Source organism: Carboxylicivirga marina (genome assembly GCF_016612505.1).
Taxonomy (GTDB): Bacteria; Bacteroidota; Bacteroidia; order Bacteroidales; family Marinilabiliaceae; genus Carboxylicivirga; species Carboxylicivirga marina.
The window spans coordinates 1-12,066 of the sequence record NZ_JAENRR010000034.1 but is presented as its reverse complement, the minus strand read 5'-3'; the positions used below and the strand labels follow the sequence as shown (position 1 = coordinate 12,066).

The following is a 12,066-nucleotide window of genomic DNA, read 5'->3' as shown; positions in this document are numbered from 1 at the left end:
TTAATTGTGCCCAAAGTCAATGCACAGTGCACTGAATACCAAGCACTAATATTTTACAATCCTAACTCTTTAACTTTCATGACCAAACTCTTATTACGAAGCGTTTGAATACACTGGCGACGAGGAATAATTACCGATACACCTTCGTAAGCAAATTCTTCTTTAATAATATTGACCATGTCATCAAGATTAGCAGCAGTAGGCTTAAATACACGAATGTGCTCTGGCTCAACGCCTAGTCCTTCTATGATTTGTTCTAAATGACCTAATGCCTGTGAATCTTGCCCTCCGGTCATACCAGTGGTATAATTATCAGAAAGAATAACCGTGATTGGCGTTTTTTCGTTAACTGCATCCAATAAGCCTGTCATCCCAGAGTGGGTAAACGTAGAGTCACCAATAACCGCCACAGCAGGTAGCAAGCCAGCGTCAGCAGCACCTTTAGCCATGGTAATTGAAGCACCCATATCAACACAAGAGTTTACTGCATTATACGGAGGCAATGCACCTAATGTGTAACATCCAATATCAGCAAATACGCGACCCGGACCATGTTCTTCAAGTGCAATATTAAGCGCCTGGTAAGCATCAATATGCCCACAACCTTTACACATTGCCGGCGGACGACCAACCATTAAGTCAGGCACATCAGCACCTTCTTCGAAAGGAAAACCTAAAGAATTGGCTACAATATTTGGCGTTAATTCACCATCACGTGGCAGTGTTCCGTCTAAACGACCAGTAACTGGAGTACCTGCTTCTTGATAGCCTTTCAATAATTCTTCAATAACCGGATAACCATCTTCTAATACCAGTATCTTATCACATTCTTCAACCATGCGTTCAATATCTTTACGCGGCATTGGGTATTGTGATAATTTTAAAACAGGATGATTTAACTCTCTGTCCTGGAAATTCTCCATCAGGTAATTGTGAGCAATACCACAGGCAATAATACCCAATGAACGGTCAGGTGCATCGGTATATGTATTATATGGTGATTCCATTGAGATTTTCTCCAAATCAGGACGCGTCTCAATTAGTTTTTTATAATTACGACGAGCGATAGATGGAAGCAACACAAACTGCGTTGGATCTTTTGGCAGGCTCACTTCTTTCTCAGCCAATAATTCTTTTCGAACAACACCAGCGCGAGAGTGCGCTAAACGAGTGGTTATACGAATCATTACCGGTACATTGAACCTTTCTGACATTTCAAAAGCGGCATATGTCATATCGTAAGCTTCCTGTTGATTTACAGGCTCCAAAATTGGAATCATGGCAAACTTACCATACACCCGACTATCCTGCTCATTCTGGCTTGAGTGCATTGATGGGTCATCAGCAGCAACTACTACGAATCCACCATTTACACCAGTAATAGCGGCATTAATAAAGGCATCAGCAGCAACGTTCAAACCTACATGTTTCATACAAGTCATGGCACGCTTACCGGCATAAGCCATACCTAAAGCCGATTCCATAGCCGTCTTCTCATTACTCGACCATTTGCTGTGAATCCTACGTTCATTAGCAATCTTTGAATCCTGAATATACTCAGTAATTTCAGTCGAGGGCGTACCTGGGTAGGCATAAACGCCTGATAATCCGGCATCGATGGCTCCCTGAGCAATAGCCTCATCTCCTAACAATAATAACTTTTGCATTGTGCTTATTTGGTTTTATATTATTACTTATTTGCTTCGGTTCGCTAAGTAACAAATATCTAAACCCTTTAATAATGACATTTATCAACGGTTACAATTTGAAACCATTCTTAATAATAAAGTGTCAGCACAAGCTTTCTGGAGCCCCCATAATTTCGAAATTCACATAGGTAAATACCTTGCCACGTACCCAGATTTAATCGACCATTTGTTATAGGAATAGTCAGTGATGCTCCTACCAAAGATGATTTTATATGAGCCGGCATATCATCATCTCCTTCGAGAGTATGCTCATAATCAGGATCATTTTCGGGCACCATCTTATTAAAAACCGTTTCAAAATCTTCGCGCACCGTATAATCCGCATTTTCATTCAAAGTTAATCCTGCGGAAGAATGTTTAATAAAAACATTCAACAAACCCGTTTTAGGTAATTTCGATAATGCAGATTCCACCTCCCTTGTTATCAAATGGAAACCTCTTGAGTATTCTCTCAACCTTAATTCAACCTGTTCAATCACAATAACAATACTTTATGACCAATAACAATTTAGCATCTCTTTAGTATCAAATCGTAAGCAACGTCATGCACTTCTCCAAATTAGTTAACCTGATTTGGAGGTGTCATACCCTCAAAGTATGCTTTGATATTTTGAGCAACCAAGGCTGACATTTCACCTCGCGTTTCGTGCGTGGCAGTTCCCAAATGCGGCATTAGCACAACATTCGGTAACTCTTTTAAAGCATCTGGTATATTTGGTTCATTTTCGAATACGTCTAAACCTGCACCTGCAATCACGTTTTCTTCTAGGGCTTTAATCAATGCCTCTTCATCAACAACAGGCCCACGTGCCGTATTAATTAAATAAGATGTTGATTTCATTTGGTGCAATTGCTCTTGACCAATCATTGCTTTCGTATCGGCCGTAAGTGGCATATTTAGCGATACCACGTCTGAAGTTTTTAATAACTCTTCTAAGGAAACGTATTTAGCATCTAGCGCATTTGCTGTTTGCTCATCTACTTCATTACGGTTATGATATACAATTGACATTCCTGAAGCTACTGCGCGGCGAGCTAAAGCCTTACCTATAGCACCCATTCCGACTATACCAAGCTGTTTGCCTACAAGGGTTGTACTTAAATTACGCATTACCCCCCATTGCAGCTCCTCTTTATTCTTAAGAATATTGTTCATCTCTCCCATTCTGCGTGCTACCGAAATCATTAATCCCATGGCTAATTCAGCCGTTGGCTCTGTAACAGGATCCGGGCTATTAGTGACAACAATCCCTCTTTTTCCGACATAAGCCATGTCTATATTATCGTACCCCGCTCCGAAGTTGGCGATCATCTTTAGATTTGGTGCTGCATCAATTACCTCATTACTTAGTTTATTACCGTAAACAGTAACAATGGCATCTACATCAGATACTTTTTCAATTAACTCTTCGTCTGTAAATGAACCACTTACAGGATATACAATTTCCCAACCTTTTAATATATGCTCAAATTGCTGGCGAGGAACACCCAACATGATTAGTACTTTTTTCATCTCTTGCTATATATTTTTATAGTCATGTAAAACTCTTAAGTAACTATAATTCTTCAATAGGTGTTAATCTGTTGAATCAATTTTACTTGTTTTTTTCATCACTTAGTTTTTAATTATGTGATGCGTAAAGATAAAATCATTCTATTGCAAAGCCAATAGATGATTAAAACTTGCCAATTCGCTTTTTTAGGGCTAATTTGATCATCCTTTTCGTTACAAACTTTAATTCAATGCCTTATTTACATTCAAAATATGAAATACCTGGCGATGATGGACAACATGAAGTGTTGCCAAACCTCTTGGATATTACAAGTATTAAGGAAATTCACAAGGTCGAATTTGAAGGTTTTTTAAAGGCTCAACACCAACTTCTGGAAGAGTTAACAACACATACTAAATTTAATTTCTCATACATACAACGTATCCATCAGCTTTCACTCAATAAAGTATATGATTTTGCCGGCCAGTTCAGAACAGTAAATATGACCAAAGGAGGCTTTCTCTTTCCAACCGCTAAGTTTTTACCTAAAATAAGTCACGATTTCGATCAAAGCATTCTCTCCCAGCTACCTAATTATTACAAAGACAAAGCGGCCTTAATTAGAGATATCGCTAAAGTACATGCCGAACTACTTTTTATCCATCCCTTTAGAGAAGCCAATGGGCGTGCAGCCCGCGTGCTGGCCAATATGATGGCCATTAAACAAGGTTATGATTTTTTGGGTTTTTATAAAATTACTCAACGTCAATTTAAAGAATACATCATTGCCGTTCAGGCTGCGGCCGATCAAAACTACAAACCAATGACACAAATAATTGAAGCTATTTTTTAATTTCGGCTTCCACAACATTAACAATTTGTAGTAATTCTTCCTTCGAGAAACAAATACCCTCTATTTGGAAAGAATCAAGCAGGGACTCAAGCATTAATTCAAATCGTTTATCTTTATTTTTTAAGGAAGGATGGGTATCAATAATTTTTGTCTCCATAGTGTTATAAAGATACGAAAAATCAATTGTTTTCGTTAATACTTAACAAGGGGATTTATGTTTCATTCCATTATTTTTCAGATACATTTTTCTTTCTAATTTTACGAATTCATTACAAAGCCCTAATTGGCATTTTTGCTGACAGTGACAGAAAAACAACTTACACGTGAAAAACAATCTTAATCAATTATATACTCTCTTATTCTTATTGCTTAGTTGTTCAACATTAGCACAAAATCAGATTAAAATTGAGGGCATTGTAACAGATAGTATTAACCAGGCAATACCATTTGCCAACATTAGTATTGTTGATGGCAGAGCAGGTAGTGTGAGTGATAACAAGGGGCAATTCTCCTTTTCAGCCACTCAGGCATTACCTTTTCAATTACAAGCTTCATCCATTGGTTATCAAACCATCACTATTACAGTTAAAAATGAACAGCAAGCTAAGAACATCCATTTTAAGCTTAGCGAAAAACAAGAGAGTCTGGGCCAAGTTGATGTTGAAGGACAAATCACTGATCAGTCATTCAATAAAATAGACCACAAACTAATCGATCGACTGCCAGATGCAGGGGGTGGTAACATTGAAGGCTTGGTCAAAAGTCAGATGGGTGTTTCCTCCAATAATGAACTCAGCTCTCAATATCGAGTGCGGGGTGGTAATTATGATGAAAACCTCGTATATGTCAATGACATTGAAATTTACCGCCCTTTTCTTATCCGCTCTGGACAGCAAGAGGGACTAAGTTTTGTGAACCCCAATCTGATTTCTTCATTAAAATTCTCACCAGGTGGTTTTGAAGCTCAATACGGAGATAAAATGTCCTCAGTATTAGATGTAAGATATAAAAAACCTAAGGCTGTTCAGGGAAGTGTTAGTGCTAGTTTTCTCGGAGCCTCAGGTCATATTGAAGGTCGCTCTAAAGATGAACGCTTTACAGCTATTAGCGGTGTTCGTTACAAAACCAACCAATATTTATTAGGGACTCTGGATGTTAGCGGCGATTACAACCCGAGTTTTTTTGATGCTCAAACATTTTTAACGTATCGTTTAAGCGATAAATGGCAATTAGAAGCTCTCGGCTATTATTCTCAAAACAATTATAGTTTTGAACCAGTCGATCGCGAAACTTCTTTTGGAACCATTAACGAAGCTAAGAAGTTAAAAATCTATTTTGAAGGACAGGAAAAAGACCTTTTTCAGACTGGCTTAGGTGCTGTATCATTAAAGTTTATGCCCAACAGCAACAACCAATACAAGATTACTGCGATGGGTTATCGCACCTACGAAGAAGTAACGTATGACATTATGGGCCAGTATTGGCTGCAAAATATTGAAAATCCAGATGGCACAACATCAAACCCACAAGAAGATGGCGTCCAGAACATTGGCGTTGGAACCAATCTGGAACATGCTAGAAATGATTTATTTGGCATTATCCAGAACGTATCATTTCAAGGTAAGCATCAGCTTAATAAACATTTGCTTTCATGGCAAGTAAAGTATCAGCATGAATACTTTAAGGACTATATAAACGAATGGGAAATGCGTGATTCGGCCGGTTATTCACTCCCATACTCCGATAAAGAAGTGAAATTTGTATACTCATACAATGCCGATTTGAAAACTTCCAGCAATCGCCTGACCTCTTATTTACAAGATGAGTTTAAACTTAATACCACAAACGGTTACATACTTATAAACGCAGGTATCAGAGCCAATTACTGGGATTTCAACAATGAGCTGTTAATTAGTCCGCGCGTTAACCTCTTATTTTACCCTAACACCAACAAAACAACGCGTTACCGTTTGGCAGGAGGCGTCTATTACCAAAGTCCTTTATATCGTGAAATGCGAACGCCTGAAGGCAGCATTAATGAAAATATAAAATCGCAAAAATCGATTCAACTCGTTGCGGGTATCGACCACCTGTTTGAAGCGATGAATCGGGAATTTAAATTTACCAGTGAGGCTTATTATAAGCACATGACCAACTTAAACCCCTATCAGGTCGATAATGTGCGTATTCGTTATTCGGGCGAGAACAATGCAAAAGGATATGCCACTGGTATTGACTTCAAACTACATGGCGAATTTGTAAAGGGTGTTGAGTCCTGGGCCAATTTGTCAATTATGAAAACGGAAGAAGATATTCTGGATGATTATTATATCGAAACCGACGAAGAAGGAAATGAGAATATTGTATACCCAGGTTACATACCACGACCATCGGACCAACGTGTTTCGTTTTCACTCTTTTTTCAGGATTACCTCCCTAACAACCCCAGTTTCAGGGTAAACCTCAACCTGTTATTTGCAACCGGACTTCCATTTGGTCCGCCACAATCACCAAGGTATCTGGCTACAAACCGAATGCCGGCCTACAGAAGAGTTGACATTGGCTTTTCAAAAGATCTGACAAAATGGATTAATAAGAAAAATACTATCGTGAAAGATTGCTGGATAGGGCTCGAAGTTTTTAACCTATTTGACATCAGCAACACAATTTCCTATTATTGGGTTAGAGACATTCATAACAGACAATACGCTGTACCTAACTACCTTACTTCGCGACGCATTAACCTTAAACTCACCACGTATTTCTAATTATGATTGATTCTTTGTTCAATTCTCTCAAATGGAAAGATTGATTGGCAATAAAAGACAACCTTAACACATTTTCTACGTAATTAAACCTATAGAAACATTTTTTTGGTAATTTTAAAAAATGACACAGCTCGACCCTAGCATATTATTAGTGGATGATTCTGCGGTAAATCTGGAGATTTTAAAAGAGGCTCTGGCACGTTACAATACTATTACTGCCAGTAACGGTGATGAAGCAATGGAAATTGCATTTTCGCGAGAGAAACCAGATTTAATACTGCTTGACATAGTTATGCCGGGCATGAATGGCTATGAAGTGTGCCGAATATTAAAAAACAATGACTTATCGAAAGATATTCCTATCATTTTCATAACCGGACAAAATGATTCAGAGAGCATTCTTAAGGGTTTTGAAGCTGGTGCGATAGATTATATTACAAAGCCTTTTAACATCATGGAATTAAAAGCCAGGGTTAAAACACAGCTTTCAATTAAAATGGCTCGCGACCAAAACCAGCGATTAATACAGAAAATACGCACAGTAAATAAGAAATTGACCGACAGCATTGAGTATGCACAAAAAATACAAAATGCAAGCTTACCTCATGAAGATTTCCTAAACAAAATAATGCCTGAGCATTTTATCATGCTTAGACCTCGTGATATCGTAAGTGGCGATTTTTACTGGGTGGAAGAAACTAATAACAAACTAATAATTGTGGCAGCAGACTGCACCGGACATGGTGTTCCGGGCGCATTTATGAGTATGTATGGTGTGGCATACCTACATGAGATTGTTGGTAAAAATGGTATTACCCAACCAGCAGAAATCATTAATAAACTACGTCGTATCGTTATAGAATCACTCAAGCAAGAAGAAGGTAGCGAGGTAAAAGATGGCATGGACATCAGCATTATCAGCATTGATAAAACGAACAAGGTGATTGAATTCGCGGGAGCCTTTAACGATCTTTTATTGGTTCGAAATAAGGAAATGCAAATATTTCAGGCCGATCACATGCCTGTATCCATCGGCGAATCGGACAAACCATATACCAATCATACGATTCCATATCAAGACAATGATTGTGTGTATTTATATTCTGACGGCTACCCATCACAATTTGGAGGACCAAATGATAAGAAACTGATGCAAAAAGGCTTTAGAAACTTGTTACTTGACAACCACCAATATCCAATGCCACAACAAGGCGATATCTTCAATAAGTTTTTCGATATGTGGAAAGGCATTAATGACCAGATCGATGATGTATTGGTAATGGGAATTAGAATGTAGCTTTTCGAAACAAATGTTGTCCTAAATATTTTATCAATTGGGCTTTCCGCCCAAACCCGACTTACCACTGAAACAATTAAGAATACTCAATTCTCAATCGTTCCGATAATGTCAAAAACTAAGGAAAAAACATCAAGGCTGCATCAGCTTCGTTCAAAAAAACTACGGTTGATGACTGTAATTGTTTTAAACTCGCCTTTTTCCGTGCCTCCAAAAAACTCAAACAGAAAACAATTCTTAAGCGTCATTTCAACCTTGTTTTTTGACTCATCTGCTGAGGCCAGTTCGCAAAAAGAACTATCGAGGCACGAACAAAAACTTTTAGGACGCTATTGTTCGAAACATTAAAAAAATCTCTTCATTCAGTCTATAAACTAACGAACTGTTGTATCTTTGCCCCGTATTTTAATACCAACAGTTCGTAACCATCCTGTTGTAAAACAAAACTAGGAGACGTTTTTCAATTTTTAATCGCGATAGTTTTTCTTATTCGCGTGCTTCCTATTTTGTTTCAATACGATGAACAACTGTTAAATCATTTAATTAATGAAAAAAGCAGTCGTATTATTATCCGGAGGATTAGATTCAGCAGTCGCTTTATATTTGGCACAAAGCCAAGGCTTTGATGTACATGCCATTTCTTTTGATTATGGACAAAGACACAATCGGGAGCTAGAAGCTGCTAAATCAATCGCTAAAAAAGTTAAGGTTTCTAATCACCAAATTGTCACCCTAAAACTTGACAAATGGGGCGGTTCATCGTTAACCGATTCAAAGCTCGAGGTTGAAGATGGTAATGTTGAGCGAACTGATATCCCGGTTACTTATGTACCTGCACGAAATATGGTATTTCTATCTGTTGCTGCCTCATTAGCCGAAGCCATAGGTGCTCAGGACATTTTCATAGGTGTTAGTCAGGTTGATTACTCAGGCTATGTCGATTGCCGCCAGGAGTTTATCGATGGCATGGAAAAAGCCATTAACCTTGGAACAGTTATGGGTGCTGAAAAGAATCAACCCATTAAAATTCACGCACCTTTTGTAAACAAAACGAAAGCGGAAGAAATTAAGCTTGGCGAAGAGTTGGGTGTTGACTTTGGTTTAACATGGAGCTGTTATCGTGGTGGTGATAAACCATGTGGCACGTGCGATAGTTGCCTGTTAAGAGCTAAAGCATTTGCCGAAGCAGGCGTAATTGATACCTCATTATAATCATAAAGAGCGTAGTTGAAAATGGAGAAGTTGATATTAGCTAAAGAAGGTGTTTTCCCGGTTGTAAAAGATTGGAATGGCGAGCTATTGGAAGATACTCCCAAAACAGGTTTGCAAATCCCCGGCACCATTCAGGGCGAAGGCAAGCTGGCCGGTGTCCCATCTTTATTTATACGATTTTCAGGATGTAATTTACGTTGCATATGGCAAATGGAAGATGGCACATATTCGCGCTGCGATACGCGCTATGCTTCATTCCAACCCAATGAAACCATTGAACTGGAAGTTGACAAAGTTGTTGACTGGGTTAGGCATAACCTCGGCAACACCAAACATGTGGTGATTACCGGTGGAGAACCTTTGCTACAAAAAAGAGCACTCAGCCAGTTGTGTCAAAAGTTAAAAGAACAGCTTCAGGTACACATCACTATTGAATCTAATGGTTCTATTTATGATGCAGATGTGGCTGCCTGGGTTGATTTATTCAGTATATCACCAAAACTAAGCAACTCGGTGCCAAACGCCGATAAACTAGCAATGTTTGGTTTAAAAGAAGGTGTCGTTTTTCGCAAGCACAATCAAACACGCTTAAACATAGAAGCCCTACAATCCTACATTGACCTATGTAATACTAGCGACAAAGAGCTTCAGTTAAAGTTTGTAGTTGGACGAAAAGAGGATTACAAAGAGATTCAAGCTGATTTTATTGGCCAATTAAATAATTGCAAAGCGAGTGACATATTACTCATGCCACTTGGGGCAACAAAAGTTGAAATATCACGCTCTTCACCAATGGTGTTGAAAATGGCTATTGAAAATGGTTGGCGTTTTAGCCCACGGGTTCATATTGAATTGTTTGGATCTAAATCAGGTGTTTAATGGTTAATGAGTAATTATTAATGGTTAATGGCTAATGATAAATGGTTAATTGTTAGGGATAAATTGTTAAAGGTTAGTGGTTAATGATTAATTGTGAATGGTTAATTGTTAGGGATAAATTGTTAGTGAGTAATTATTAATGGTTGGCGGTTAGCGGTAAATTAATTTTTCTTAATTTGAATATCTTAACTCTGATAAATCATTTACTATGAAAAACATTGTCAAAGAAAAGAGCTTTGCATTTGCCGTTGAGATAGTCAATTTATGTCGCGAATTACAAGAGCAGAAAGAATTTGCAATATCAAAACAATTGATTCGTTCCGGAACGGCAGTTGGGGCGCTTATTCGTGAAGCTGAACATGCTGAAAGCAAAAAAGACTTTATCCATAAATTCGCTATTGCTCAAAAGGAATGTAACGAAACGCTATATTGGCTGCAATTACTTATTGCTACAAAATACATCTCAGAAACTGCCTTTAACAAGCTAGAACATGATGCCATAGAACTACTAAAACTCATCACCTCCATCATCAAAAGCAGTAAGGCAAACCTGAGATAATTAACCATTTACAACTTATAATTAACCATTCACATTTCATCATTAACAACTTATAATTAACAATTCACATTTAATCATTAACAATTCATCATTAACCATTTAAATCACCATTATTTTGGAAGATAGATTCTTAGGCAAACAAGTTGATTATCCACAACAATATGCACCGGAAATGTTAGTGGCTGTGCCACGTCACTTCAATCGTGAGCAATATCAGCTCGATGCAAGCGATTTACCTTTTATTGGCTACGATGTATGGCATGCCTACGAGTTAAGCTTTCTAAGTAATAAGGGCTTACCCGTTACCGGCTTATTAAAGATTGTTTACCCGGCTACCAATTATTCGATAGTCGAAAGCAAATCATTAAAACTCTACCTAAATTCTTTCAACATGCATCGCTTTGGCAATACTGCCGAAGAAGGCCTGAATGAAGTACTGAAAGTGATAAAAAGCGACTTACACAAACTGTTAGAAACAGATGTTCGCATAGGCTTCTTTAAACACGAAAAACAGGCAGCTGCATATGATTTTTCTGAGTATACAGTCCTTGAAAATTCAATAAACACCGACACTATTGAATTCACGCATTATAACGAAGCACCCGAATTACTAAGCAAAACAGGCCATTCGGGTGAAATAAAAATAGCCTCTCACCTATTACGCAGCAATTGCAAAATAACCAATCAGCCCGATTGGGGAAGCTGCTTTATTCACCTTAAAAGCGAGTCACTACCCAACACGAGTGACTTACTCAAATACCTGATATCCATTCGTAATGAGAATCATTTCCACGAAGAAATATGCGAGATGATTTACAAGCGCTTATGGGACATTTTCGAACCGGAAGAGTTGGCTGTCAGCTGTATTTACACACGCCGCGGAGGGATTGACATCTGCCCTGTCAGGGTGAGTCATGAGCATTTACTACCGAAGCACCTATGCGCTCCTGCTGTTTTATCTGAGAAGTTATTAAGGCAGTAAGCGTATGGTCGATAACGCTTCTTACCGCAAAAACTCAGTACCATAGCTTTGTAACATAGCACCTTTGATCGCTTGCCAATCTTTGGCTATACAACCGCATCGTTATATGGAACTGTGCGATAGCGTATGCTATAATAACGTATTAGCAACCGATATTCTTATTAAATTTAGTTCTTTATACATCTGATGCTAAATCCTTTTGAATTAGATTGCATATAGTCTATAATTATATAATCCTTTGTGACAACTCAGGTTCTCCAAAGCGCTTTTTCAAAATCATAATTTTTTCACGAGAGTGTGAATAAAATTACACC

At 38.2% G+C, this 12,066-nt stretch carries 10 protein-coding genes; 7 read left to right on the top strand and 3 right to left on the bottom strand.

The features are described 5' to 3' along the window. Nucleotides 1-53 precede the first annotated feature (53 nt). The 3 genes from JIV24_RS13915 to JIV24_RS13905 all read right to left on the bottom strand — a co-directional run bounded on the left by JIV24_RS13915 (nucleotide 54) and on the right by JIV24_RS13905 (nucleotide 3,222). Nucleotides 54-1,667 carry a thiamine pyrophosphate-dependent enzyme gene (locus JIV24_RS13915; RefSeq protein WP_200465662.1) on the bottom strand — a complete coding sequence of 538 codons (1,614 nt, stop codon included), beginning with the start codon at nucleotides 1,665-1,667 and terminating at the stop codon, nucleotides 54-56. Between the two features lie 110 nt (nucleotides 1,668-1,777). Then, nucleotides 1,778-2,188 (bottom strand): secondary thiamine-phosphate synthase enzyme YjbQ, encoded by a 411-nt coding sequence (locus JIV24_RS13910; protein WP_200465661.1) that lies wholly within the window; start codon nucleotides 2,186-2,188, stop codon nucleotides 1,778-1,780. Nucleotides 2,189-2,268: 80 nt separating this feature from the next. Further along, nucleotides 2,269-3,222, bottom strand: coding sequence for an NAD(P)-dependent oxidoreductase (locus tag JIV24_RS13905; RefSeq protein ID WP_200465660.1), 954 nt, complete (start codon nucleotides 3,220-3,222; stop codon nucleotides 2,269-2,271). Nucleotides 3,223-3,452: 230 nt separating this feature from the next. Here JIV24_RS13905 and JIV24_RS13900 point away from each other — a divergent pair, with 230 nt between their 5' ends. The 7 genes from JIV24_RS13900 to JIV24_RS13870 all read left to right on the top strand — a co-directional run bounded on the left by JIV24_RS13900 (nucleotide 3,453) and on the right by JIV24_RS13870 (nucleotide 11,752). Next, entirely contained in the window at nucleotides 3,453-4,055 is a 603-nt protein-coding gene (locus tag JIV24_RS13900; protein ID WP_200465659.1) for a Fic/DOC family protein, read from the top strand. A 323-nt stretch (nucleotides 4,056-4,378) separates the two neighbouring features. Beyond that, nucleotides 4,379-6,823 (top strand): TonB-dependent receptor, encoded by a 2,445-nt coding sequence (locus tag JIV24_RS13895; RefSeq protein ID WP_200465658.1) that lies wholly within the window; start codon nucleotides 4,379-4,381, stop codon nucleotides 6,821-6,823. A gap of 121 nt (nucleotides 6,824-6,944) precedes the next feature. Then, nucleotides 6,945-8,120 carry a PP2C family protein-serine/threonine phosphatase gene (locus tag JIV24_RS13890; RefSeq protein ID WP_200465657.1) on the top strand — a complete coding sequence of 392 codons (1,176 nt, stop codon included), beginning with the start codon at nucleotides 6,945-6,947 and terminating at the stop codon, nucleotides 8,118-8,120. A gap of 546 nt (nucleotides 8,121-8,666) precedes the next feature. Continuing rightward, nucleotides 8,667-9,332 carry a 7-cyano-7-deazaguanine synthase QueC gene (gene queC / locus JIV24_RS13885; RefSeq protein ID WP_200465656.1) on the top strand — a complete coding sequence of 222 codons (666 nt, stop codon included), beginning with the start codon at nucleotides 8,667-8,669 and terminating at the stop codon, nucleotides 9,330-9,332. Nucleotides 9,333-9,353: 21 nt separating this feature from the next. Next, nucleotides 9,354-10,211: a 7-carboxy-7-deazaguanine synthase QueE gene (locus JIV24_RS13880; protein ID WP_200465655.1), complete on the top strand. Its 858-nt coding sequence runs from the start codon at nucleotides 9,354-9,356 to the stop codon at nucleotides 10,209-10,211. A 208-nt stretch (nucleotides 10,212-10,419) separates the two neighbouring features. Further along, complete coding sequence (locus JIV24_RS13875) at nucleotides 10,420-10,770, top strand: four helix bundle protein (RefSeq protein WP_200465654.1); 351 nt, start codon at nucleotides 10,420-10,422, stop codon at nucleotides 10,768-10,770. Between the two features lie 115 nt (nucleotides 10,771-10,885). Next, the gene (locus tag JIV24_RS13870) at nucleotides 10,886-11,752 is read left to right on the top strand and encodes an NADPH-dependent 7-cyano-7-deazaguanine reductase QueF (RefSeq protein ID WP_234445835.1); all 867 of its coding nucleotides are present in this window, start codon (nucleotides 10,886-10,888) and stop codon (nucleotides 11,750-11,752) included. The last annotated feature ends 314 nt before the right edge of the window (nucleotides 11,753-12,066 follow it).